Source organism: Streptococcus sanguinis (assembly GCF_050225395.1).
Classification (GTDB): domain Bacteria; phylum Bacillota; class Bacilli; order Lactobacillales; family Streptococcaceae; genus Streptococcus.
This window is the reverse complement of sequence record NZ_CP071431.1, coordinates 567,995-591,692: the sequence shown is the minus strand read 5'-3', so window position 1 is coordinate 591,692 and position 23,698 is coordinate 567,995. Positions and strand designations below refer to the sequence as shown.

At 43.5% G+C, this 23,698-nt stretch carries 17 protein-coding genes, 11 tRNA genes, 2 rRNA genes and 1 pseudogene; 8 read left to right on the top strand and 23 right to left on the bottom strand.

Annotated features, from left to right (window positions below; genetic code table 11):
* Window positions 1-48: 48 nt before the first annotated feature.
* From J1C81_RS03010 to J1C81_RS02970, 9 genes and pseudogenes are all read right to left on the bottom strand, one after another.
* Window positions 49-301, bottom strand: a pseudogene (locus J1C81_RS03010) (DNA cytosine methyltransferase); the annotation flags it as partial.
* A 108-nt stretch (window positions 302-409) separates the two neighbouring features.
* Window positions 410-1,045 (bottom strand): hypothetical protein, encoded by a 636-nt coding sequence (locus J1C81_RS03005; protein ID WP_002914517.1) that lies wholly within the window; start codon window positions 1,043-1,045, stop codon window positions 410-412.
* Window positions 1,038-2,369, bottom strand: a complete 1,332-nt coding sequence (locus J1C81_RS03000; RefSeq protein ID WP_002914512.1) for an AAA family ATPase — start codon at window positions 2,367-2,369, stop codon at window positions 1,038-1,040. The genes J1C81_RS03005 and J1C81_RS03000 overlap by 8 nt, the downstream gene beginning before the upstream one ends.
* A 96-nt stretch (window positions 2,370-2,465) precedes the next feature.
* On the bottom strand, window positions 2,466-5,117 hold the full coding sequence (locus J1C81_RS02995; RefSeq protein WP_002914510.1) for a valine--tRNA ligase: 2,652 nt from the start codon (window positions 5,115-5,117) through the stop codon (window positions 2,466-2,468).
* A 41-nt stretch (window positions 5,118-5,158) separates the two neighbouring features.
* Entirely contained in the window at window positions 5,159-6,046 is an 888-nt protein-coding gene (locus J1C81_RS02990) for a hypothetical protein (protein WP_002914509.1), read from the bottom strand.
* Complete coding sequence (locus J1C81_RS02985) at window positions 6,018-6,602, bottom strand: GNAT family N-acetyltransferase (RefSeq protein WP_032909669.1); 585 nt, start codon at window positions 6,600-6,602, stop codon at window positions 6,018-6,020. The genes J1C81_RS02990 and J1C81_RS02985 overlap by 29 nt, the downstream gene beginning before the upstream one ends.
* Window positions 6,603-6,862: 260 nt before the next feature.
* Window positions 6,863-7,117, bottom strand: a complete 255-nt coding sequence (locus J1C81_RS02980; RefSeq protein WP_002899692.1) for a DUF1912 family protein — start codon at window positions 7,115-7,117, stop codon at window positions 6,863-6,865.
* A gap of 26 nt (window positions 7,118-7,143) precedes the next feature.
* The gene (locus tag J1C81_RS02975; protein WP_002909037.1) at window positions 7,144-8,505 is read right to left on the bottom strand and encodes a DUF438 domain-containing protein; all 1,362 of its coding nucleotides are present in this window, start codon (window positions 8,503-8,505) and stop codon (window positions 7,144-7,146) included.
* A 2-nt stretch (window positions 8,506-8,507) separates the two neighbouring features.
* Window positions 8,508-8,738 carry a DUF1858 domain-containing protein gene (locus tag J1C81_RS02970; RefSeq protein ID WP_002894544.1) on the bottom strand — a complete coding sequence of 77 codons (231 nt, stop codon included), beginning with the start codon at window positions 8,736-8,738 and terminating at the stop codon, window positions 8,508-8,510.
* A gap of 253 nt (window positions 8,739-8,991) precedes the next feature.
* Between J1C81_RS02970 and J1C81_RS02965 the strand changes: the two genes are divergently transcribed.
* The 4 genes from J1C81_RS02965 (at window position 8,992) to J1C81_RS02950 (ending at window position 14,752) form a co-directional block, all read left to right on the top strand.
* On the top strand, window positions 8,992-10,419 hold the full coding sequence (locus tag J1C81_RS02965) for a helix-turn-helix domain-containing protein (RefSeq protein WP_002914507.1): 1,428 nt from the start codon (window positions 8,992-8,994) through the stop codon (window positions 10,417-10,419).
* Window positions 10,420-10,576: 157 nt separating this feature from the next.
* Window positions 10,577-12,085 (top strand): glycerol kinase GlpK, encoded by a 1,509-nt coding sequence (gene glpK, locus J1C81_RS02960; protein ID WP_002914506.1) that lies wholly within the window; start codon window positions 10,577-10,579, stop codon window positions 12,083-12,085.
* Between the two features lie 68 nt (window positions 12,086-12,153).
* Complete coding sequence (glpO, locus tag J1C81_RS02955; RefSeq protein WP_002914505.1) at window positions 12,154-13,980, top strand: type 1 glycerol-3-phosphate oxidase; 1,827 nt, start codon at window positions 12,154-12,156, stop codon at window positions 13,978-13,980.
* A gap of 67 nt (window positions 13,981-14,047) precedes the next feature.
* Window positions 14,048-14,752, top strand: coding sequence for an MIP/aquaporin family protein (locus J1C81_RS02950; RefSeq protein WP_002914504.1), 705 nt, complete (start codon window positions 14,048-14,050; stop codon window positions 14,750-14,752).
* Between the two features lie 170 nt (window positions 14,753-14,922).
* Here J1C81_RS02950 and rlmD read toward each other — a convergent pair whose 3' ends face one another.
* Window positions 14,923-16,314, bottom strand: coding sequence for a 23S rRNA (uracil(1939)-C(5))-methyltransferase RlmD (gene rlmD / locus J1C81_RS02945; RefSeq protein WP_002914503.1), 1,392 nt, complete (start codon window positions 16,312-16,314; stop codon window positions 14,923-14,925).
* A gap of 55 nt (window positions 16,315-16,369) precedes the next feature.
* On the opposite strand from rlmD, the gene J1C81_RS02940 reads away from it, so the two are divergent.
* The 4 genes from J1C81_RS02940 (at window position 16,370) to J1C81_RS02925 (ending at window position 19,013) form a co-directional block, all read left to right on the top strand.
* Entirely contained in the window at window positions 16,370-17,146 is a 777-nt protein-coding gene (locus tag J1C81_RS02940) for an aminoglycoside 3'-phosphotransferase (RefSeq protein WP_002914502.1), read from the top strand.
* Between the two features lie 25 nt (window positions 17,147-17,171).
* Entirely contained in the window at window positions 17,172-17,948 is a 777-nt protein-coding gene (gene recX / locus J1C81_RS02935) for a recombination regulator RecX (protein WP_002914501.1), read from the top strand.
* A gap of 86 nt (window positions 17,949-18,034) precedes the next feature.
* Window positions 18,035-18,568, top strand: a complete 534-nt coding sequence (gene ntdP, locus J1C81_RS02930; RefSeq protein WP_002896978.1) for a nucleoside tri-diphosphate phosphatase — start codon at window positions 18,035-18,037, stop codon at window positions 18,566-18,568.
* A 127-nt stretch (window positions 18,569-18,695) separates the two neighbouring features.
* Entirely contained in the window at window positions 18,696-19,013 is a 318-nt protein-coding gene (locus J1C81_RS02925; protein ID WP_002914500.1) for a DUF960 domain-containing protein, read from the top strand.
* Between the two features lie 340 nt (window positions 19,014-19,353).
* Here J1C81_RS02925 and J1C81_RS02920 read toward each other — a convergent pair.
* From J1C81_RS02920 to J1C81_RS02860, 13 genes are all read right to left on the bottom strand, one after another.
* Window positions 19,354-19,427, bottom strand: a tRNA-Pro gene (locus J1C81_RS02920).
* Window positions 19,428-19,473: 46 nt separating this feature from the next.
* Window positions 19,474-19,547 (bottom strand) — tRNA-Arg (locus J1C81_RS02915).
* Between the two features lie 57 nt (window positions 19,548-19,604).
* Window positions 19,605-19,678, bottom strand: a tRNA-Arg gene (locus tag J1C81_RS02910).
* A 31-nt stretch (window positions 19,679-19,709) separates the two neighbouring features.
* Window positions 19,710-19,795: transfer RNA gene (locus J1C81_RS02905), tRNA-Leu, on the bottom strand.
* Between the two features lie 7 nt (window positions 19,796-19,802).
* A tRNA-Gly gene (locus J1C81_RS02900) sits at window positions 19,803-19,874 on the bottom strand.
* A 14-nt stretch (window positions 19,875-19,888) separates the two neighbouring features.
* A tRNA-Thr gene (locus J1C81_RS02895) sits at window positions 19,889-19,961 on the bottom strand.
* Between the two features lie 16 nt (window positions 19,962-19,977).
* Window positions 19,978-20,059 (bottom strand) — tRNA-Leu (locus J1C81_RS02890).
* A 5-nt stretch (window positions 20,060-20,064) separates the two neighbouring features.
* Window positions 20,065-20,137: transfer RNA gene (locus J1C81_RS02885), tRNA-Lys, on the bottom strand.
* A 32-nt stretch (window positions 20,138-20,169) separates the two neighbouring features.
* Window positions 20,170-20,242: transfer RNA gene (locus J1C81_RS02880), tRNA-Asp, on the bottom strand.
* 16 nt (window positions 20,243-20,258) lie between these two features.
* Window positions 20,259-20,331, bottom strand: a tRNA-Val gene (locus J1C81_RS02875).
* 3 nt (window positions 20,332-20,334) lie between these two features.
* Window positions 20,335-20,450: ribosomal RNA gene (gene rrf / locus J1C81_RS02870) — 5S ribosomal RNA — on the bottom strand.
* Between the two features lie 116 nt (window positions 20,451-20,566).
* Window positions 20,567-23,467, bottom strand: a 23S ribosomal RNA gene (locus J1C81_RS02865).
* A gap of 127 nt (window positions 23,468-23,594) precedes the next feature.
* Window positions 23,595-23,667: transfer RNA gene (locus J1C81_RS02860), tRNA-Ala, on the bottom strand.
* Window positions 23,668-23,698 lie beyond the last annotated feature (31 nt).

Sequence of the window (23,698 nt, the reverse complement as noted above, 5' to 3'; positions counted from 1 at the left end):
AGCTCAGATGAAACTGAGCTTGGTTGAGGGAGTTTTTATTAAAGTAGAGCCTTTCATAATAATCTCCAAATGCCTAGTTGGAAATGCCTTCTTGCTGAACAGCATGAATATCACGACCATCCAAATAGGTATCTGGTTAGTTTAATTGGTAAGTTTGACACACATACTTATCAAACTCATTGGCATACATCGCTCTGAACATGTTGGTCAGTTCAAACCTCAACTCAATTCCCCCAACACCTGAGAAGAAAGCTGCAATGTTGTACTTCTCAGGTCGGTTCGAACTTACAGAATTTGTCATGTAGTTACCTACTTTCTAAAAGTAATTAGCTAATGAGATAATGGGCAATAACTAATGTTAGACTGAATAAAGTCTTTTAAAAATTTTCAGTGTGAAGAAAATTATAGATCAAGAAAACGAATACGAACTTACATTTCTTTTTACATGGTTTATTTTTAAATTATAGTAATCTAAAAACTCATGTTCGTTTAAAGTATATACCTCATTAACTAGACTATGTTCATATTTACTTAAACCCCAAAACGTAAAAAATTGTTTAGTGGTTCTTTTTGAAATTTTTTTCTTTAAATTCCTATTCTTAAAGCTCGCTGGGATATCATTTTCTGTAGCAAATTCAAGATATTGCGACGAAACATCATTCTTCTCTTCGCTATATACTACAATATAATTCAATCGTTTTTGAAAATCTTTCAAATTAAATCCAAATGAGTCTGTCAAAATCAAAAGACTATCTTTCAATTTTAAATTTAGCCCATGCTTCTGTTTTTGATCAATCTTAGCATTCTTAAATTCTATCAAAAATATTTGATTATTATTTCCTTCCAAATAAGTATCAACTGATTTTAAAATTGTATATGATGCATTTAAATGTTTGTCACAATAAAATTTTTTTACATTATCAAAATCAACCACATCGTCAACAATATTCGATAAAGCGTTCCCGTGGTCATCTTTCGAACAATCTCTCAGTGTTTTTTTGCAGCTAGTTTTGATGACATGACCATTCATAAAACAACTAATCATTATTCCCCTCCAAAAATTCCTCGAGCTTGTCAAGCTTTTCAAAAGGTACTGTTAATAAATCATAAATTTGATTTGTTTCGTGTTTAATATCTTCGATAATAGGAATATTTGATTTATCAATTCTCGCTAAATAGTATTTTGTATCTGACATAAGTTTATGAATTTTCGAATAAACTTCAATAGCATTCAAAAGATAGGGACTATGAGTGTTAATAAGAATATGCAATCCAAATTCCTTCTGGAGTAATACGATAATTTCAGCAAATTTTAATTGCCATTCTGGATGTAAATGAACTTCAGGTTCATCTAATATCAGTGTTCCATTTTCTCTAATTACTCCTTTTTCCAAAAGAGATTTAATTAAGTAAAATGATTTCATGCCTGAAGAATAATTAATAAGATTAAGTTTTTTCTCATCTTCCTCATCTTCTGAAGTATTAACAAAATCGGTTCCCAATATATCGTTAATATTTCTAAATACTATGTCTAATCTATCTGTTGCCCTAGCTCGTAAGGTATATGTATCATAACTTTCATCTTCAATTTGTTCTATTAAGTGAGTATTATGATTCAATTTTGAATTAATTCTAAACCAAAAGCTATCCGAATATATATTATCAACTATAGCTGCCGCATCATCAATATAAACTACATCTGTTCTAAAATTAACTAATTTATCTGAAGAAGCTACATTTTGGTTAACTTCGACATTTATTTGCTCTTCTTTTACTTGTAGCGAGATTGTTCCCATTACTGGGTCATATATATTATTTATTTGATTATGAAATTCATCATTTAAATGCTTTGTTAAAATTTGATTAAAAATAGATTGGTCCGACTGAGACAACACTCCTTCAATGCTATTAGAAATAGCTTCCAAATCTATGGCATCAAGACTTGAAACGGAAAATTTAACATATTTATTATTAAATTCATCAATTGATTCATTAATACTTTGTTTAAGATTATTTTTATGAAGTTCACCAAAATTTTCATCAAGAATAAGTAATAAATTGTCTGAAATTATTTTTATTAACTCTCTAACAATATGTCTTGGTGCTATTCTTCTAAATTGATCTCTTTCAGAAAAAGCTTCCCCGTTTAACTCAATATCTGACAAATAATTTGATAAAATATTATTAATTGATTTAGTTCGATCACTTGAAATTTTATTAATTACATCATAGTTAGCACTAAATATCGAAAATAAAGAACGGCTAATTGTACTCTTTCCGGTACCATTATATCCAGCAATAATTGTAATTCCTTTTATTTCAATTTCTGCATGTTTAACGTTCCCTATATTATCTATTATTAGTTTCATGTATTATCTCCTTTTTGAACTCTTACCATCAGTTTAGCATAAACTACGTAAAAAAGCAGACCAAAGGCATAAACTGTCTACTAAGTATTTCTTGTTTTATTTCACCAACTTCTTCATCTCATCGATCCGCGCTACGGTCGCGTCGTACTTGGCTTGGTAGTCGGCTTGTTTGTCGCGTTCTTTTTGGACGACTTCTGGTTTGGCGTTGGCTACGAAACGCTCGTTAGAGAGTTTCTTGCCGACCATATCCAGTTCTTTCTGCCACTTGGCTAGTTCTTTTTCGAGACGAGCCAGTTCTTCCTCAATATTGAGGAGGTCTGCCAGCGGCAAGTAGATTTCTGCGCCTGTGATGATACTGGACATGACCAGCTCTGGAACAGCAAGGTCTGCTGCGATTTCCAAATGCTCAGGATTGGTGAAGCGCTTGATATAGTTGATATTATCCTTGAAGAAGGTTTGCAGCGCACTGTCTGTCGTCTTAATCAAGATGGTAATCGGCTTGCTTGGCGCCACATTGACCTCAGCTCTGCTATTGCGCACCGAACGGATCAGATCCTTGAGGGCTTCCACGCCAGCTGCTGCCTCGGCATTTTCAAACTCTGGACGAACTACTGGATAAGCCGCTGTCACAATGGTGCCTTCTGAGATTTGACCAAAGATTTCCTCGGTCACGAAAGGCATGATTGGGTGAAGCAGACGCAGGATTTGGTCCAGCGTGTAAAGGAGGACAGAGCGAGTGATGACTTTCTCGTCTTCATTATCGCTGTAAAGCACTTCCTTAGTCAGCTCCACATACCAGTCGGCAAATTCATCCCAAATGAAGTTGTAGAGAATGTGTCCAGCTACACCAAATTCAAACTTATCGAAGTTCTCAGTGACCTTGCCAATGGTTTCATTGAGGTTGTGGAGAATCCAGCGGTCAGTGACATTACCTGCCTGACCAGCCGCCACCTGAGCGACATCCTCACGCGCCGCATCCAGCGTCAAGCCTTCATTGTTCATGAGGATATAGCGGGAAATGTTCCAGATTTTGTTAATGAAGTTCCAAGAAGCATCCATTTTCTCGTAAGAGAAGCGGACGTCTTGTCCAGGGGCAGAGCCGTTTGATAGGAACCAACGCAGGGCATCGGCACCGTATTTCTCGATGACATCCATTGGATCAATCCCATTACCGAGAGATTTAGACATCTTACGTCCTTGCTCGTCACGGATAAGACCGTGGATAAGAACGTTTTGGAATGGCTGACGGCCAGTGAATTCCAATGATTGGAAGATCATACGAGACACCCAGAAGAAGATGATGTCGTAACCTGTTACCAAGGTTGAAGTTGGGAAGTAACGTTTGAAGTCCTCTGAGTCGACATCCGGCCAGCCCATGGTTGAGAAGGGCCAAAGGGCTGAACTGAACCAAGTATCCAAGACGTCTTCGTCTTGCGTCCATCCGTCACCTTCTGGCGCTTCTTCGCCCACATAAATTTCGCCATTTCCATTGTACCAAGCAGGTATTTGGTGCCCCCACCAGAGCTGCCGAGAGATAACCCAGTCGTGGACATTTTCCATCCATTGGAGGAAGGTATCATTGAAACGAGGTGGGTAAAATTCTACCTTGTCCTCTGTGTCTTGGTTGGCAATAGCATTCTTCGCCAATTGGTCCATCTTGACGAACCATTGCGTAGACAAACGCGGCTCAACCATAACTCCTGTCCGCTCTGAGTGACCAACACTGTGGACACGTTTTTTGATTTTAACCAGAGCACCGATTTCTTCCAGTTTATTGACAACCGCTTTGCGGGCTTCGAAACGGTCTAACCCTGCAAATTCAAAGGCCAAGTCATTCATGGTTCCGTCATCGTTCATGACGTTGACTTGTGGCAAGTTATGGCGTTGACCAACCAAGAAGTCATTTGGATCGTGAGCAGGCGTGATTTTTACGACACCTGTACCAAACTCAGGATCTGCGTGTTCGTCCGCAACGATTGGGATTAGTTTATTAGCGATTGGCAGAATAACGTTTTGGCCAATCAAGTCCTTGTAGCGTGGGTCTTCTGGATTGACCGCAACGGCCACATCTCCAAACATCGTCTCAGGACGCGTGGTCGCAACTTCAAGGGCGCGTGAACCATCTTCCAGCATGTAGTTCATGTGGTAGAAGGCACCTTCAACGTCCTTGTGAATAACCTCGATATCAGACAAGGCTGTGCGAGCTGCTGGGTCCCAGTTGATGATAAACTCACCACGGTAGATCCAGCCTTTCTTGTAAAGCTCGACAAAGACCTTGCGGACGGCTTTTGACAGACCTTCATCAAGGGTGAAACGCTCACGAGAGTAGTCTACAGAGATCCCCATCTTGCCCCATTGTTCCTTGATGGTCGTCGCATATTCGTCTTTCCATTCCCAGACCTTATCGAGAAATTTCTCACGACCCAGGTCATAGCGGGAAATGCCTTGCTCCCGCAAGCGCTCCTCGACCTTAGCCTGAGTCGCAATCCCAGCGTGGTCCATCCCCGGAAGCCAAAGCGTATCAAAGCCTTGCATGCGTTTTTGACGAATGATAATATCCTGCAGAGTCGTATCCCAAGCATGACCAAGGTGGAGTTTCCCAGTAACGTTTGGTGGTGGAATCACGATCGAATAAGGCTTAGCCTTTTGATCTCCAGAAGGCTTGAAAACATCAGCATCAAGCCATTTTTGATAACGACCAGCCTCAACCTCGGCTGGATTGTATTTAGGTGAAAGTTCTTTAGACATGTGTGTGTCCTTTCTAGTTAATAAAAAATTTGTACAATCTATTACGTTTGCTTATTTTGTATTACTTGTTGTAATAGAATTCCATTAATAAGTGTTTGAGCCTCTGATTTTTTTATCCCAACATTCAAAACAATTTCTTTACCATTTTTAAATCTAATCTTTTCTTTCTCTCTCCAGGATACGTTATCTGAAAAAGATACTCTACCTGAAACACCGGATAACTTGTTTAGATCAAATTTATCAATTTCTTCTAGTTTATTAAATACTCTTTTATAATATTCAGAAACACTCTCTTTTGACTTTATTGTATAGTCAGAACTTGTCTCTTTTTCATTTTGATAAGTTATCCTCTTATTTTTTATATAATCTTTGGTTTGTCGAGATATAAAATTAGTATCCTCTTTAAAAGAATAATCGGATAAGATGCGAGGAAGTATATCTATTAAAGTCTTTAATTCTATATAATTGTCTGTATCAGAAGTACTATCTATAAAAGATTGAATAATTTCAATAGTATTTATCATTGGAGAGGATACTTTGCCATCTATAAGTTTAGAAAAATATAGATCTAAACTGTTAGATTCAAAGATATCCTGTTTCCACATATTCTGTTCATAGAAATTAGCGAGAACAATACTTTTTAGTCTGAATGACTTATTTTTGGATATAATTTTCTTTTTCTCTTTCTCGTCATCAATCTCCGAAGGAAAATTTATATCAATTATTTCCAAATAATCATTCACACTCTCTAAATAAGTAATCACATTTGCAATACATTTTTGTTTTCGTTTTAACTCCATCTCTTTTTTTTGACGACTTCTGTCAAAAAAACCTCTGATTAACTCAACAATCCCTGGGCTTACTAATGCCGCTAAAGCAATCCAAAATGTTACACTATCTTTATCTATATTTTTTAAGAATTCCATCATTTTCCTCCCACTCACTCCTCAGCAACCCATATCTCAAATCATCACAGCGATTGCCTTGAATATCTTTGCGGTCTCGGATACGAGCTTCAAGAGTGAAACCAAGTTTCTCTGCAACTCGTTGACTTTGGATATTGTAGCCAAAACAAGTCAGCTCAATCTTGTGAAGACCCAATTCTTTAAAGCCTAGGTCAATCAAGGCACGCGCTGCTTCAGGCACATAGCCTCGACCCCAATAGTCTGGGTGCAAGATATAGCCAATCTCCAGTACATCGTCTTCGTAGCGACGGGGGAAATCGACAGAACCAATGATTGTATCGGTTCCTTTAACGATAATTCCATAGCCTGCTGGGAGATTATCCTTTTCATTACGCTCAGGAAGGATATGTTCTAGGTAATAAATCTCATCTTCCAAGGTCTTGACAGGTGGAAAACCTGCTGGGTAGGAGACTTCTGGCCGACTGGCATAGTCAAAGATATCCAATGCATCAGACACGGTGCGGACTCGCAACACTAGCCGTTCCGTTTCTAATCGATCTGGTAATCGTGCTTGCTCCATCTTCCTCCCTCGCTTTCTATAAAAAATCGCCCCTGCCATATCCATGACAGGGACGAATGTGTTTATCCGCGGTACCACCCAATTTCGGGCAGATGCCCGCAACTTTAGTCTTTAAAACAAAAAGACAATAATATTTCATTTTCATTCATCAGCAACCAGTCTTGACACATTTGTGGACTTCTCAGCACTGCCACTTTCTGTAAAATGCTTGACTCAAAACACCTCTGATGAACCTATTCTATCACCTTTCCAGCCAAAAATCAATAATTTCTCTCACCCAAAAGTCCGTCTGGCAGGTCGTGAAATCCTTTGCCCGCCTGATAGTTGGCGAATTTCCCCAAAAGGAACTGGTAGGCATCTAGACGACTTTCATAGCGAATGGCCGCTTCCTTAGCCCGCTCATCTTGGTCTGCCTCGTAGACTGCCTGACTCTCCTTGAGGGCCATCTCATTAATCATGACCTGGGTCTTGACCCAAGCTTCAAACTCCTGTAAAAATTCCTGTTCGTAACTCATGTTTCTCACTTTCTAACTGCAAATACCTAGTCCAAATCTCGGTAAAAATTACTGTCAATATCACGGAAAGGCTGAATGTCCTGTACATACTCCAGCACCCCCTGAAATTCACCAGATTCATCCCGCACCGCCGCATAGGTCACATGGACAAACTTGCCCCGCGATTCCGACTTGAACCACATCTCAAACTTGTCCCGCTCTCCCTGGCGCAGAGCCTTGAAAATCCGCCGTACCTTATCCAAAAACTTGGGCGGGTGACAGAGCTCGACATTGCGCCCTATCTGGGACGGCGTCCGCTTGAAAATCATCTCGTCCGCCGGCACGTTGTCATTATAATACTGGAAAATATCGTCCTTATTCACAAAGGTAATCTCCATGGGCAGATGGTCCAAAATCAGATTAGCCTCCGCCACCGACAGATAACCATGACCAAAAAGCTGCTGGGAGTCCCGATTAAAGGCTTGCTCCTTCTTTTCCTTGGGCTTAAAGGAAATGATGACCTGACCATCCGGCGTATCAATGACCTGCTGAAATCTGCCATCACTAGCCTGTTCTGTGCTGGCTGGCGCTTCGCTTCCCTCATCAGCAGCATCCCCAGCTTCCTCCTCCGAAAATGAGTGACGCGCAGGAATCCATTTTTCCGCTGGCTTGATAATGGCATAGCCATAAGCATCGCTCTCCTCAGCAATCTTGAGCCAGTCATCCTGAGTAAAGGACTCGAGGAGTATCATCAGCAAAATGGACTCTTCCTTGAAAATCATAGCTTCAAACTCAGCAGCAAAAGTCTCAAACTTGTCCTTGACTTCTTCAATCGAAGTATCCGGCAGCTGCTCTGCAGCAATCTTAGCCTCTTGGAAGAGGTCTCGAATCTGGTCATCTACCCCCCACATGACCTTGGGAGGCGAATCGTGGCCGTAGCTCTCCATGATGGGAAACATGAGCTCTTCCTTGCGCTGATAGTGGATATCAAACTGCCCCACCAAACCCAGCTGGCGCTGGAGTCCTTTGCGGATTTCAGGAAGAAGGTCCTCATCTTCAGTGCTTTCATAGGTAGATAGGAGCCTGCGAACCCGCATGAGGGCAGCCCGAAGCGCTAGATTTTCCTGCTTGAAGACCTGAACTGGATGGCCTGGATGGTCGGTATCAGCCACCTCCACATTCTGAATGGCACCTTTAAAGAGGTTGGCATGGACATTGCAGAGAGACATGACATCTTCAAAGGTCACTCCCGTATCCGAGTTCATTAGCTCATGCTCCATCAGGCTGATCTCGATAGCGGACACACCAGCAAAATGCTCGTTGAAAAGCTCCTGAACGGACTCTGCCGAAGCTCCGTTATGTAAATCCAGCAAGATTGACTTGAGGACTTCAATGCGTTCAGTAGCCATTCCTAAATCCCCACCACTTCATAGCCATTTAATTCCAGAGTTTGCTTGATTTTATTAAGGTCAATGCCATTCATACCAGCACCTTTTTTGATAGAAACCACGCGCCCGACTGTATTGCGCATAACGGGATTGGCCAGAGGCGTAAAGCCCAACTCGACCAAAACATCCAAAACTTCAGGCTGCTTCTCAATCACTTCTGCCACTGGGATAGACAAATCAATCACATTATCCATAGCTGCTCCCTCATCGTTATTTTTCTACAATTATACCATAAAAAATCTATCAGACCCAAAGCAAAAAAGCATGAGTATCTGCTCCTCTTACGCTTGTTCAAAAGAAATAGAATAGCGAATTAAGATAGACATGATGATAGACTTCTGCCTTCCATTATTGCCTCAGGCAACGATAAGAAAAAATAAAGCACATTGCTTCGTCTTTTTTCCCTTTTGTGATAAGCTAAGATTAGTGAATTGAGAGGGTTTTCGTATGTATCTTGCAGACTTAATGGAAAAGAGTGAAGCGGGGCAGTTTATTGTCCTGTCTTATTTACAGCAACATTCTACATCCAGTTTGAAGGACGTTATGTCTGAAACAGGCTTCTCAAAAGCAACCTTGACCAAGTACATTAGCCTGATCAACGATAAAGCTATTGAAGAAAAGGTAGACTTAACAATTCATCTTCAAGACGAAACGCTCAGACTATCCGTCGGACCTGATACCAAAGGTCGGGACATTCGCAGACTTTTCTTGGGCAATGCTATTAAATTTCAGATCTTGAACTATTTGCTCTATCATCAGCAGTTTTTAGCTCATCAATTAGCTCAGGAGCTGATGATCAGTGAAGCAACACTCGGCCGTCACATATCCGGTCTAAATCAGATTTTATCAGAGTTTGAGCTATCTATCCAAAATGGCCGCTTAAAAGGGCCTGAGCACCAGATCCGCTATTTTTATTTCTGCCTCTTTCGCAAAGTCTGGTCCAGCCAAGATTGGGAAAAGGAACTTCAAAAATCAGAAAGAAGGCAGGAAGTTGCCGTCTTAGAAGAACTCTGCGGAACCCAACTCTCTCAAGGGCAGCGATTGGACTTGGCTCTTTGGGCACATATTACCCAACAGCGCCTAAGAGTCAATGCCTGTCAATTCCAAAACATTGAGCAGAAAATGCAGGGCTATTTTGAAAATATCTTCTACCAACGCTTGCATCGCCGGACTAATGATTTCTTTGCCGGACAGCACATTACGCTGAGTCAGGAAGATGGGGAAATGATGATTTTCTTTTCATTTCTGCTTTCCCATCGGATTTTACCCTTACACACCATGGAGTATATACTGGGCTTTGGCGGTGAAATTGCCAGTCTGATTACGCAACTGATTCAAGAGATGAAGGGCCAGGACTTGCTAGGTGACTACATCGAAGACCAAGTGACCTACGAACTCAGCCAGCTCTGCGCCCGCGTCTTTCTTTTCCGAGGCTATCTCTTGCAAGATAAATACAAGCATAATCTAGAATTGCGCCATCCTTACTTATGGAGCGAATACGATTATCGACAAGTGGCAGACACTATTTTTAGCAAACTGCCTATTTTCCAGCAGGGAACATCTCTGGATAAAAAAGTTTTGTGGGAATGGCTCCAGCTGATGGAATACATTGCTGAAAACGACGGTCAAGTCATCAAGATAGGCATGGACTTGATAGATAGCTTTATCGTTGTTTCCAGGATGACTGCCATTTTAAGGCGGTACTTAGAGTACAATCGCTTTATTACGATTGAATCCTACGACCTTACCAGAAATTATGACCTCATCATCACCAACAATCCTATTCATCAGGCCCAGCAGGTTCCTATCTATTATTTAAAAAATGACCTGGATTTGGAAGATTTAGCACAAATCCGTCACATGATATTTCATTAAGAAACTTGGAGAAATCCAGGTTTCTTTGTGATTTTCGCACAATCTCCTCAATTTTTTTAAAAATTTAAAAAAAGTTGATAAAAAAGAAAGCGTTTTATTTTATATACTAGTTACTGTAGAGGAAACATCCTCAAGATTTTTACCAGGAGGACAGTTCATGTCACAAGAAAAATACATCATGGCCATCGACCAAGGAACTACTAGTTCCCGCGCCATCATCTTTAACAAAAAAGGAGAAAAAGTTAGCTCCAGTCAAAAAGAATTTACTCAGATTTTCCCTCAAGCTGGGTGGGTTGAGCACAATGCCAATGAGATTTGGAACTCAGTGCAGTCCGTTATCGCCGGTGCTTTCATCGAAAGTGGAGTCAAACCCAACCAAATCGAAGCCATCGGGATCACCAACCAGCGTGAGACAACTGTCGTATGGGATAAGAATACAGGTCTTCCTATCTACAATGCTATCGTTTGGCAGTCTCGTCAGACAGCTCCTCTGGCTGAACAGCTTAAAAGCCAAGGCTATGTAGAAAAATTCCATGAAAAAACTGGTTTGATTATTGATGCTTACTTCTCTGCTACCAAGGTTCGCTGGATTTTGGACCATGTTGAGGGAGCGCAAGAAAGAGCTGAAAAGGGCGAATTGCTCTTTGGTACCATTGATACCTGGCTGGTTTGGAAATTGACTGACGGCGCGGCTCATGTGACCGACTACTCAAATGCAGCCCGTACAATGCTCTATAACATCAAGGATCTTAAATGGGATGATGAGATTTTGGAAATCCTTAACATTCCAAAGGCTATGCTTCCAGAAGTTCGATCTAACTCAGAAATCTATGGCAAGACTGCTCCATTCCATTTCTACGGCGGAGAAGTTCCAATCTCTGGTATGGCTGGTGACCAACAGGCCGCTCTCTTTGGACAGTTAGCTTTTGAGCCTGGTATGGTTAAGAATACTTATGGAACTGGTTCTTTCATCATCATGAACACTGGTGAAGAGATGCAGCTGTCTGAAAATAACCTCTTGACAACCATTGGCTACGGTATCAACGGCAAGGTTTACTATGCTTTAGAAGGTTCTATCTTCATTGCCGGAAGTGCCATTCAATGGCTGCGCGACGGTCTTCGGATGGTTGAAAATTCACCAGAATCTGAAAAATATGCTCTCAATTCTCACAACAATGACGAAGTCTATGTCGTACCTGCCTTTACAGGCCTGGGCGCTCCCTACTGGGATCAAAATGCACGTGGTTCTGTCTTTGGCTTGACCCGCGGAACCAGCAAGGAAGACTTTATCAAGGCTACCCTGCAATCCATCGCTTACCAAGTACGCGACATCATTGATACCATGCAGGTGGATGCCAAGACTGCTATTCAAGTCCTCAAAGTCGACGGCGGTGCTGCTATGAACAACTTCCTCATGCAGTTCCAGGCTGACATTTTGGGAATCGATATTGCCCGTGCTAAAAACTTAGAAACAACTGCTCTCGGTGCAGCCTTCTTGGCAGGACTGTCAGTAGGCTACTGGAAAGACTTGGACGAACTCCGCACTCTCAATGAAACTGGAGAACTCTTTGAACCATCTATGAATGAATCCCGCAAGGAACAACTCTACAAAGGATGGAAAAAAGCCGTTAAGGCAACCCAAGTCTTTGCAGAAATTGACGACTGATACTGATTCATATTTTGATAATCAAGTCAGTAGAAGCATGAAACGACTAAGTTAGAAAGTGTGTAATTATGGAATTTTCAAAGAAAACACGTGAATTATCGATTAAAAAAATGCAGGAACGCACCTTGGACCTCCTGATTATTGGTGGTGGGATTACCGGTGCTGGGGTAGCCTTGCAAGCGGCAGCTAGTGGCCTGGAGACCGGTCTGATTGAAATGCAAGACTTTGCAGAAGGGACTTCTAGCCGTTCTACCAAATTGGTCCATGGTGGCCTTCGTTACCTCAAGCAATTCGACGTAGAGGTGGTCTCAGATACAGTTTCTGAGCGTGCTGTGGTTCAGCAAATTGCCCCCCATATTCCAAAACCAGATCCTATGCTGCTTCCTGTCTACGAAGAAGATGGCGCTACTTTCAGCCTCTTCCGTCTCAAAGTAGCTATGGACCTCTATGACCTCTTGGCTGGTGTTAACAACACTCCTGCTGCCAACAAGGTCTTGAGCAAGGAAGAAGTCTTAGAACGGGAACCTGAACTCAAGAAGGAAGGCCTGGTCGGCGGCGGTGTCTATCTTGACTTCCGCAACAACGACGCGCGCCTCGTGATTGAAAATATCAAACGCGCCAATCAAGACGGTGCCCTGATTGCCAACCATGTCAAGGCAGAAGGCTTCCTCTTTGATGAATCTGGAAAGATTACAGGCGTTGTTGCGCGTGACCTCTTGACGGATGAAGCCTTCGAAATCAAGGCTCGCTTGGTCATCAACACAACTGGACCTTGGAGCGATAAGGTGCGCAATCTATCAAATGACGGTGAGCAATACTCACAAATGCGTCCAACCAAGGGTGTTCACTTGGTAGTTGACTCTAGCAAGATCAAGGTTTCTCAGCCAGTCTACTTTGACACAGGCTTGGGAGACGGCCGGATGGTCTTTGTTCTTCCACGTGAAAATAAAACCTACTTTGGCACGACTGACACTGACTACACTGGCGACCTAGAGCATCCAAAAGTAACACAAGAAGATGTGGATTACCTCTTGGGCATTGTCAATAATCGCTTCCCAGAAGCAAAGATCACAATTGACGACATCGAAAGCAGCTGGGCAGGTCTGCGTCCTCTGATTGCAGGAAACAGCGCTTCTGACTACAACGGCGGAGACAATGGTACTATCAGCGACGAAAGCTTTAACGCTCTTATTGCGACTGTTGAAAGCTATCTAGCCAAAGAAAAATCCCGTGAGGATGTTGAAGCGGCTGTTACGCAACTCGAAAGTAGCACTTCTGAAAAACACTTGGATCCATCTGCTGTGTCCCGCGGTTCCAGCTTAGAACGTGATAACAATGGCCTTTTGACCCTTGCTGGCGGTAAGATTACGGACTTCCGTAAGATGGCTGAGGGAGCCATGGAGCATGTCCTTGAAATCCTCAAAGCAGAATTCGACCGCAGCTTCAAGCTCATCAACTCGAAGACCTATCCTGTTTCAGGCGGAGAGCTCAATCCAGCAAATGTGGATTCCGAAATCGAAGCTTTTGCTCAACTTGGTGTATCACGCGGCTTAGACAGCAAAGAAGCCTTCTATCTTGCAAACCTTTACGGTTCGAATGCTCCTAAAGTCTTTGCCCTCGCACACAGCATCGAACAAGCACCAGGTCTTAGCTTAGCCGATACCTTGTCACTGCATTATGCAATGCGTAACGAATTAGCACTCAGCCCAGTTGACTTCTTGCTTCGCCGGACAAACCACATGCTCTTTATGCGAGATGGTTTAGACGCTATTGTTGAGCCTGTTCTGGATGAAATGGGACGATTCTACGACTGGACAGAAGAAGAAAAAGCAGCTTATCGAAAAGACGTTCAAGCTGCCCTTGCAAATAACGATTTAGAAGAATTAAAAAAATAGAAAATACGAGAAGAGGCGGTAGACCAAGAACTATCTGCCACCCCTTCTTTTAAATGGAGTAACATAAATGATGAAAGAAATATTTGGCGAATTTTTAGGAACACTGCTCTTGCTCCTTTTGGGAAATGGTGTAGTTGCAGGTGTAGTTCTTCCCAAAACTAAGAGCCACAATTCAGGCTGGATTGTGATTACCATGGGATGGGGGATTGCCGTTGCCATCGCTGCTTTTGTATCTGGCAACCTTGGCCCAGCCCATCTGAATCCTGCCCTAACTATCGGAGTAGCTATGAAAGGTGATTTGCCTTGGGCATCTGTTCTTCCGTATATCCTCGCTCAGTTTGCAGGTGCTATGGTCGGACAGTTCCTCGTCTTCCTACAGTTCAAACCTCACTATTTGGCTGAAGAAAATCCGGCTAACGTCCTGGGTACATTCAGCACAGGCCCGGCTATCAAAGATACCTTCTCTAACCTGATTAGCGAGATCCTTGGAACCTTTGTTCTTGTACTGACTATCTTCGCTCTTGGACTTTATAAACTGCAAGCAGGCATTGGCACTTTTGCAGTTGGAACACTGATTGTCGGAATTGGTCTCTCACTTGGTGGAACAACTGGCTATGCCCTCAACCCTGCTCGTGACTTAGGACCTCGCATTATGCACAGTCTCCTTCCGATTCCAAACAAAGGAAATGGCGATTGGAGCTATGCTTGGATTCCTGTTGTCGGACCAATCATTGGTGCCGTCCTTGCAGTCCTAGTCTTTGGCTTATTCTAATATAACTGATTATCATTAGAGAACACTTGACGAGTGTTCTCTTTTTGTGACTAATTGATTAGGTGGAGACTAATCTTCCTAGCTTACGCTTCCGATTATTGCAATTTTGCCAAAAGAAAAGACTTAGCTCCGTATCACAGAAAACTAAGTCCTTTTTTAAAGCTATTTTGTCAACCTTTGTGAGTCCTTTCTGAACCCATACGAGTGCTATCTTTCTTAGACAATTTCACCACTGCCTCGGTCCGAGCGGTATGCGGAAACATATCAACTGACTGGATATAGTGAACATCGTAGACCTGACAGAGCTTGACCAAATCGCGAGCCAGAGTTGAGACATTGCAGGAAACGTAGACCATCTTCTCAGGTGCATAGCGGACAATTGTCTCCAGCAGCTTATCGTCCAGACCTATTCGTGGCGGATCGACAATCAAGGCATTCGCCCGATAGCCCTCAGCATACCAGCGAGGAATAATCTCCTCTGCCGTTCCAGCCTCGTAGAGCGTATTGGTAAAGCCCATCCGCTTGGCATTGCGCTTGGCGTCTTCAATGGCCTCAGGGATGATGTCCATGCCCCGCAAAGACTTGACCCTTTTAGCAAAGGCAAAGCCGATGGTCCCAACCCCGCAATAGGCATCAATCAAATGGTCTTCTTCCGTTACATCCAGCGCCTTAACCGCCTCCCCGTAGAGCACCTCTGTCTGCTCAGGATTGAGCTGATAGAAAGCCCGAGGCGACAGGGAGAACTCATAGTCCAGCACTCCTTCTTGGATAGCCTCCTCACCCCAGATAATCTCTGTCTTATCCCCATAAATCTCACTGGACTTGCTCGTATGATAATTGACCGCCACTGTCTCCAGCTCTGGAAATTCCGCCACTAGGTCTCGAACGACTGGAGAAAAGTCCAACTTACGCCCCGTCACAAAAATCATCTGCACCTGACCCGTCTTTCTGGCTCTGCGAATCATGACCGTGCGTACCCCAGAGTTCTTGCGTTCATCATAGATAGGCAGCCTGTACTTGCCTAAAAGCCGAGCCACCTTATTGATAATCTTTTGCGTTACCTTATCCTGAACCAGACAGTTTTTCAGCGAGACCAGATAGTGGGAATTCTGGGCATAGAGCCCCGCCTTAACCTCATCCTTAAATTTCCGAGTCTGAAACTGCAACTTGGCCCGATAATAGAGCGGCTCCTGCATACCAATGGTCGGACGAATCTCATAGTTCTCATAGCCAGCTGGCGCAAATTTTTTCAAGGCCTGACGCAGCAAATCTTCCTTAAACTCCAACTGCTTGTCATAATGGAGGTGCATGATTTGACAGCCCCCACAGCTATCATAAATCTCACAAGGTGCTTCCACCCGAAATTTTGACCGCTTGTTGATGGTCAAGAGCTTGGCCTCGATAAAATTACGCTGAACCCTGGTCACCTGACAGTAGACTTCCTCACCCTTCAAAGCCCCTGGCACAAAGACCAGCGTTTTCTTATAAAATCCAATCCCTTCCCCATTAATCCCCATTTTCTTAATTTTCAAAGGGATTCTTTGCTTCACTTTCACATTCATGCTTCTATTATACCACGCTGCCTCGCATTAGTTGAGAATATGTTACAATAAAAGTATGAAAGCAGAAAAAATATCCCTTTCACTAGCCCAATTCCCTGAGCAAATACGAACTTATCTAGAGGGAGCCAACTTTTACGACAGCTCCTCACATTCTGCAGCCAGTGTTTTCTATACCGATACGGGCTATTATTTGAAAATCGACCAAAAAGACCAGTTAGCCCAAGAAGCCACACTTGCCAAATGGTTTGAAAAGCAAGGACTCGGTGTACCTGTCATCCACTACCTAGCGGCAGATAAAGACTACCTGCTGACTAAAGAAGCCAAGGGTAAGGACGCCCTAGCCTTTCTCCAACAGCCAGAAGAACTTTGCCAAACGATGGCTGCCGCGCTCAAAAAACTTCACAGCATCCAACCCCAGCATTTCCCAATCAAACATCGTCTCCAGCACTATAAAGAGCAAGCAGAGGAAAATTTTCGGAAAGGCTGCTTTTATCAAAAAGCCTTACTGCCTCAATTTCATATCCAAAACCGAGAGGAAGCTTACCAGCTTATCCAAGAACAGGGACAGCTACTGACGGCGGACGCCTTGATCCACGGAGATGCCTGCTTGCCTAATTTCATTCTGAAAGACGCAGCAACTTTCTCCTGCTTTATTGACGTTGGCCTCGCCGGCCTTAGCGATCGCCACATTGATCTTTACTGGGCCATCTGGTCTCTTACTTATAATTTATCTGACCCTCAATATGCAGAGCTCTTTCTTGACTACTATGGCAGGAAGGATGTTGATACAGACAAACTACGCTTGATTGCTGCCTTTGAAGCATTTGGATAAAGAAAGGACTTTACCAAAATCCCCTATGAAAATCACAAAAATCGAAAAGAAAAAAAGACTCTTCCTCTTGGAGCTGGACGACAGTGAAAAACTCTATATTACAGAAGACACCATTGTTCGCTTCATGCTGTCCAAAGGAATGGAAATCACAGAGCAGGAACTATCAGAAATTCAAGACTATGCCCAATTTTCTTACGGAAAAAATCTAGCCCTCTATCATCTTTCTTTCAAGCAAAGAACTGCCAAGGAAGTCAAAGACTACTTAACGCAGCACGACATCCAAGCTGAAATCATCAGCCAGGTCTTGGACAATCTAAAAAAGGATAATTGGATTAATGATAGAAAATATGCTAATTCTTTTATCCAATCCAACCTTCTCACCGGTGACAAAGGCGCTTTTGTTCTCAAACAAAAACTCAGTCAAAAAGGGATCTCAAGTACTATCATAGAAGAAGAATTGGGCCGGTTTGATTTCACTGAACTAACAGACAAGGTTGCCCAAAAACTGCTCAAAAAACACCAAGGAAAACTGCCCAGCAAGGCCTTGCAAGATAAAATCCTTCAATCCTTGATAAACAAAGGTTTTTCCTATAACCAAGCCAAAACTGCCTACCAGCATTTGGAAATCGAAGAAGACCAAGAAAACCAGCAAGAGTTGCTCTATAAAGAGCTAGACAAGCAATACCGCAAGTACTCAAAAAAGTACGACGGCTATGACTTAAAACAGCGTCTGACCCAAGCTCTAGCTCGCAAAGGCTATGATTTCTCCGACATCGCCAGCGCCATGAGAGAATATCTTTAAGATTTTCTATGAAAACTTATGCATTTCTATGAAAATATGTTACAATAAAGAAGATAAACTTATAAATTGTAGAAAGTTGGTAAGTTATGAAACTTCCAAAAGAAGGCGACTTTATTACAATTCAAAGTTATAAGCATGATGGGAATCTTCACCGCACCTGGCGAGATACCATGGTACTAAAGACAACAGAAAACGCTATTATTGGCGTTAATGACCACACACTGGTAACAGAAAGTGATGGCCGACGTTGGGTAACACGTGAACCTGCCATTGTCTATTTTCATAAAAAATATTGGTTTAATATCATTGCCATGATTCGAGACAATGGAACTTCATACTACTGCAACCTAGCCAGCCCTTACTATCTGGATAATGAAGCTCTAAAATACATTGACTATGATTTAGACGTCAAAGTCTTTGCTGATGGTGAAAAACGCCTGTTGGATGTAGAAGAATATGAACGCCACAAAAAACAGATGCACTATTCTGATGATTTGGATTTCATTCTCAAAGAAAATGTCAAAATCCTAGTTGATTGGATTAACAACGGAAGAGGTCCATTTTCAGATGCTTATGTCAATATTTGGTACAAACGTTATGTTGAACTAAAGAATCGATAAAGTTGTCAAAGAGCGTAAGCTCTTTTTCTTTTGTCTAATTCGGTCTCACCAGAGGTCAAATTCTTGCAATCTCAAGCATTTTCGGGTATCATATAAGAAAATCCAGACTGTAAGAAAGGAGTCTCCCATGGCATTTACAAATACTCTCGGCCGATATGCCAGCTTTGGCATCATGACGAGCCTCCCTGAAGAAATTGTCGATTCATTCTGGTACATCATTGATAACAATCTCAAAGGTGTCTTTGAACTTCGCCCAGTCCTCAAGTTCGAAATCATCAACCGACAAGGAAAAGTATCCCTACGATTCTCACAAAAAAATTTCAACACCATTATTTCATTTGACTTAAACTATCAATTTGACCCTTTCTTTCCTAGAAAAGTCTACATCGTTGATAACAAGGGCAAAGAAACCATTATGCTATCTGACGAATACTCTTTGATGTAGTAAATCATACTCAACACATATAAAAAACCTCTGAAGGCAACTATTCACCGCTATCAGAGGTTTTTATCTTTAATATTACTCATCTCAAGTGGAAAGTACATTTGAGCAGCTTGATACAAACTAAACTTCTGGAACACTAGACTTTAAAATCAAACTAAACCTGGTTAAGTAATCAAATCCCTTGCTTTCAAATAGGATTATATAAAGAAGACAAGACCAGAAGTTCTAAAAGATTCTATCGCTAATTAAATCCTATGTAAGCTAAGTCATAAATACTGTAAATACAGTTTTCTTAAAAACAAAAAGATAGATTAGTACATCTATCTTCTATGTTATCTAGTCGGGAAGACAGGATTCGAACCTGCGACACCTTGGTCCCAAACCAAGTACTCTACCAAGCTGAGCTACTTCCCGGTGCTTAAACAATCTAAAAACGGAGCCCTAAGACTTCGCTTCCAAATGCACCCTAGAGGAGTCGAACCTCTAACCGCCTGATTCGTAGTCAGGTACTCTATCCAGTTGAGCTAAGGGTGCTCACTATTCATATTATATTCATTATAGCAAAACTTAAGAAAAAATCAAACAATTTAATGCACCCTAGAGGAGTCGAACCTCTAACCGCCTGATTCGTAGTCAGGTACTCTATCCAGTTGAGCTAAGGGTGCTCATCTTCTTCTACTACCTCTTACAAGTCTATGCCGAGGACCGGAATCGAACCGGTACGATCGTTACCAATCGCAGGATTTTAAGTCCTGTGCGTCTGCCAGTTCCGCCACCCCGGCCGCCTCAAGCGAACGACGGGATTCGAACCCGCGACCCCCACCTTGGCAAGGTGATGTTCTACCACTGAACTACGTTCGCATCCTATTTAAAAATGCCGGCTACATGACTTGAACACGCGACCCTCTGATTACAAATCAGATGCTCTACCAACTGAGCTAAGCCGGCTCATTATTATCTTATATGCGGGTTAAGGGACTTGAACCCCCACGCCCTAAAGCGCCAGATCCTAAATCTGGTGCGTCTGCCAATTCCGCCAAACCCGCTCTTATGACCCGTACTGGGCTCGAACCAGTGACCCTTTGATTAAAAGTCAAATGCTCTACCAACTGAGCTAACGAGTCTCTTACTTTTATTGAAATCTTCTCGACTTCAACGGTCCCGACGGGAATCGAACCCGCGATCTTCGCCGTGACAGGGCGACGTGATAACCGCTACACTACGGGACCTATTCTTTTCAGAATATGGGAGTTAACGGGATCGAACCGCTGACCCTCTGCTTGTAAGGCAGATGCTCTCCCAGCTGAGCTAAACTCCCTTCGCTAAGCGACTACCATATCTCACAGGGGGCAACCCCCAACTACTTCCGGCGTTCTAGGGCTTAACTGCTGTGTTCGGCATGGGTACAGGTGTATCTCCTAGGCTATCGTCACTTAACTATTGAATTAACTGCTCTGTCCTCTCAGACAAGCCTTGTCAACTCAAAATTGAATACAATATCAAATCTAACATTTCTCTAAACCATTCGCTGCACTCTGATGAATTTCTTATTCTAGGATAAGTCCTCGAGCGATTAGTATTAGTCCGCTCCATGTGTCACCACACTTCCACTTCTAACCTATCAACCTGATCTTCTCTCAGGGCTCTTACTAACTTGCGTTATGGGAAATCTCATCTTGAGGTGGGTTTCACACTTAGATGCTTTCAGCGTTTATCCCTTCCCTACATAGCTACCCAGCGATGCTCTTGGCAGAACAACTGGTACACCAGCGGTAAGTCCACTCTGGTCCTCTCGTACTAGGAGCAGATCCTCTCAAATTTCCTACGCCCGCGACGGATAGGGACCGAACTGTCTCACGACGTTCTGAACCCAGCTCGCGTGCCGCTTTAATGGGCGAACAGCCCAACCCTTGGGACCGACTACAGCCCCAGGATGCGACGAGCCGACATCGAGGTGCCAAACCTCCCCGTCGATGTGAACTCTTGGGGGAGATAAGCCTGTTATCCCCAGGGTAGCTTTTATCCGTTGAGCGATGGCCCTTCCATGCGGAACCACCGGATCACTAAGCCCGACTTTCGTCCCTGCTCGAGTTGTAGCTCTCGCAGTCAAGCTCCCTTATACCTTTACACTCTGCGACTGATTTCCAACCAGTCTGAGGGAACCTTTGGGCGCCTCCGTTACCTTTTAGGAGGCGACCGCCCCAGTCAAACTGCCCGTCAGACACTGTCTCCGTAGATGATAAACCTACCGGGTTAGAGTGGCCATAACACAAGGGTAGTATCCCAACAACGCCTCCATCGAAACTGGCGTCCCGATTTCATAGGCTCCTACCTATCCTGTACATGTGGCACAGACACTCAATATCAAACTGCAGTAAAGCTCCATGGGGTCTTTCCGTCCTGTCGCGGGTAACCTGCATCTTCACAGGTACTAAAATTTCACCGAGTCTCTCGTTGAGACAGTGCCCAAATCATTACGCCTTTCGTGCGGGTCGGAACTTACCCGACAAGGAATTTCGCTACCTTAGGACCGTTATAGTTACGGCCGCCGTTTACTGGGGCTTCAATTCATACCTTCGCGTTACCGCTAAGCACTCCTCTTAACCTTCCAGCACCGGGCAGGCGTCACCCCCTATACATCATCTTACGATTTAGCAGAGAGCTGTGTTTTTGATAAACAGTTGCTTGGGCCTATTCACTGCGGCTGACAAAAGTCAGCACCCCTTCTCCCGAAGTTACGGGGTCATTTTGCCGAGTTCCTTAACGAGAGTTCTCTCGCTCACCTGAGGCTACTCGCCTCGACTACCTGTGTCGGTTTGCGGTACGGGTAGAGTATGATACAACGCTAGAAGCTTTTCTTGGCAGTGTGACATCACTCACTCGCTACTAAACTTCGCTCCCCATCACAGCTCAACGTTACAGGTATAAGCATTTGACTCATACCACGCCTCACTGCTTAGACGTACATCCATTCGTACGCACGAGTTAGCCTACTGCGTCCCTCCATCACTTCATACTCTAGTACAGGAATCTCAACCTGTTGGCCATCGGATACACCTTTCGGTCTCTCCTTAGGTCCCGACTAACCCAGGGCGGACGAGCCTTCCCCTGGAAACCTTAGTCTTACGGTGGACAGGATTCTCACCTGTCTTGCGCTACTCATACCGGCATTCTCACTTCTATGCGTTCCAGCGCTCCTCACGGTACACCTTCTCCACACATAGAACGCTCTCCTACCATACCTATAAAAGGTATCCACAGCTTCGGTAAATTGTTTTAGCCCCGGTACATTTTCGGCGCAGGGTCACTCGACTAGTGAGCTATTACGCACTCTTTGAATGAATAGCTGCTTCTAAGCTAACATCCTAGTTGTCTGTGCAACCCCACATCCTTTTCCACTTAACAATTATTTTGGGACCTTAGCTGGTGGTCTGGGCTGTTTCCCTTTCGACTACGGATCTTAGCACTCGCAGTCTGACTGCCGACCATAATTCATTGGCATTCGGAGTTTATCTGAGATTGGTAATCCGGGATGGACCCCTCACCCAAACAGTGCTCTACCTCCAAGAATCTTCATGTCGACGCTAGCCCTAAAGCTATTTCGGAGAGAACCAGCTATCTCCAAGTTCGTTTGGAATTTCTCCGCTACCCACAAGTCATCCAAGCACTTTTCAACGTGCCCTGGTTCGGTCCTCCAGTGCGTTTTACCGCACCTTCAACCTGCTCATGGGTAGGTCACATGGTTTCGGGTCTACATCATGATACTAAAGCGCCCTATTCAGACTCGGTTTCCCTACGGCTCCGTCTCTTCAACTTAACCTCGCATCATAACGTAACTCGCCGGTTCATTCTACAAAAGGCACGCTCTCACCCATTAACGGGCTCGAACTTGTTGTAGGCACACGGTTTCAGGTTCTATTTCACTCCCCTCCCGGGGTGCTTTTCACCTTTCCCTCACGGTACTGGTTCACTATCGGTCACTAGGGAGTATTTAGGGTTGGGAGATGGTCCTCCCAGATTCCGACGGGATTTCACGTGTCCCGCCGTACTCAGGATACTGCTAGGTACAGAATCTATTTAAAATACGAGGCTCTTACTCTCTTTGGCTGACTTTCCCAAGTCATTCTTCTATAAATTCTGAGTCCACATTGCAGTCCTACAACCCCGAAGAGTAAACTCTTCGGTTTGCCCTCCTGCCTCTTCGCTCGCCGCTACTAAGGCAATCGCTTTTGCTTTCTCTTCCTGCAGCTACTTAGATGTTTCAGTTCACTGCGTCTTCCTCCTCATTCCCTTAACAGAAATGGGTAACAGGCATCAACCTGTTGGGTTCCCCCATTCGGACATCCCCGGATCAAGTGCTTACTTACAGCTCCCCGAGGCATTTCGTCGTTTGTCACGTCCTTCATCGGCTCCTAGTGCCAAGGCATCCACCGTGCGCCCTTACTAACTTAACCTTATTTTTGACCTTTCAGTCTTAAACTCATTAATATTCACAGCGTTTTCGGTTTATTTTCTTGTTACTATTTGATATCGGTATTCAATTTTCAATGGACAAGTTCTTTATCTAGTCAAACTAGATAATGGAGCCTAGCGGGATCGAACCGCTGACCTCCTGCGTGCAAAGCAGGCGCTCTCCCAGCTGAGCTAAGGCCCCACATAGCCCTCTCAAAACTAAACAAGACTCA

Bases quoted from the DNA above. Each gene is read 5' to 3' on its own strand.
- J1C81_RS03005 (WP_002914517.1), bottom strand. From the start codon at position 1,045: ATGATTAGTTGTTTTATGAATGGTCATGTCATCAAAACTAGCTGCAAA.
- J1C81_RS03000 (WP_002914512.1), bottom strand. From the start codon at position 2,369: ATGAAACTAATAATAGATAATATAGGGAACGTTAAACATGCAGAAATT.
- J1C81_RS02995 (WP_002914510.1), bottom strand. From the start codon at position 5,117: ATGTCTAAAGAACTTTCACCTAAATACAATCCAGCCGAGGTTGAGGCT.
- J1C81_RS02990 (WP_002914509.1), bottom strand. From the start codon at position 6,046: ATGATGGAATTCTTAAAAAATATAGATAAAGATAGTGTAACATTTTGG.
- J1C81_RS02985 (WP_032909669.1), bottom strand. From the start codon at position 6,602: ATGGAGCAAGCACGATTACCAGATCGATTAGAAACGGAACGGCTAGTG.
- J1C81_RS02980 (WP_002899692.1), bottom strand. From the start codon at position 7,117: ATGAGTTACGAACAGGAATTTTTACAGGAGTTTGAAGCTTGGGTCAAG.
- J1C81_RS02975 (WP_002909037.1), bottom strand. From the start codon at position 8,505: ATGGCTACTGAACGCATTGAAGTCCTCAAGTCAATCTTGCTGGATTTA.
- J1C81_RS02970 (WP_002894544.1), bottom strand. From the start codon at position 8,738: ATGGATAATGTGATTGATTTGTCTATCCCAGTGGCAGAAGTGATTGAG.
- J1C81_RS02965 (WP_002914507.1), top strand. From the start codon at position 8,992: ATGTATCTTGCAGACTTAATGGAAAAGAGTGAAGCGGGGCAGTTTATT.
- glpK (WP_002914506.1), top strand. From the start codon at position 10,577: ATGTCACAAGAAAAATACATCATGGCCATCGACCAAGGAACTACTAGT.
- glpO (WP_002914505.1), top strand. From the start codon at position 12,154: ATGGAATTTTCAAAGAAAACACGTGAATTATCGATTAAAAAAATGCAG.
- J1C81_RS02950 (WP_002914504.1), top strand. From the start codon at position 14,048: ATGATGAAAGAAATATTTGGCGAATTTTTAGGAACACTGCTCTTGCTC.
- rlmD (WP_002914503.1), bottom strand. From the start codon at position 16,314: ATGAATGTGAAAGTGAAGCAAAGAATCCCTTTGAAAATTAAGAAAATG.
- J1C81_RS02940 (WP_002914502.1), top strand. From the start codon at position 16,370: ATGAAAGCAGAAAAAATATCCCTTTCACTAGCCCAATTCCCTGAGCAA.
- recX (WP_002914501.1), top strand. From the start codon at position 17,172: ATGAAAATCACAAAAATCGAAAAGAAAAAAAGACTCTTCCTCTTGGAG.
- ntdP (WP_002896978.1), top strand. From the start codon at position 18,035: ATGAAACTTCCAAAAGAAGGCGACTTTATTACAATTCAAAGTTATAAG.
- J1C81_RS02925 (WP_002914500.1), top strand. From the start codon at position 18,696: ATGGCATTTACAAATACTCTCGGCCGATATGCCAGCTTTGGCATCATG.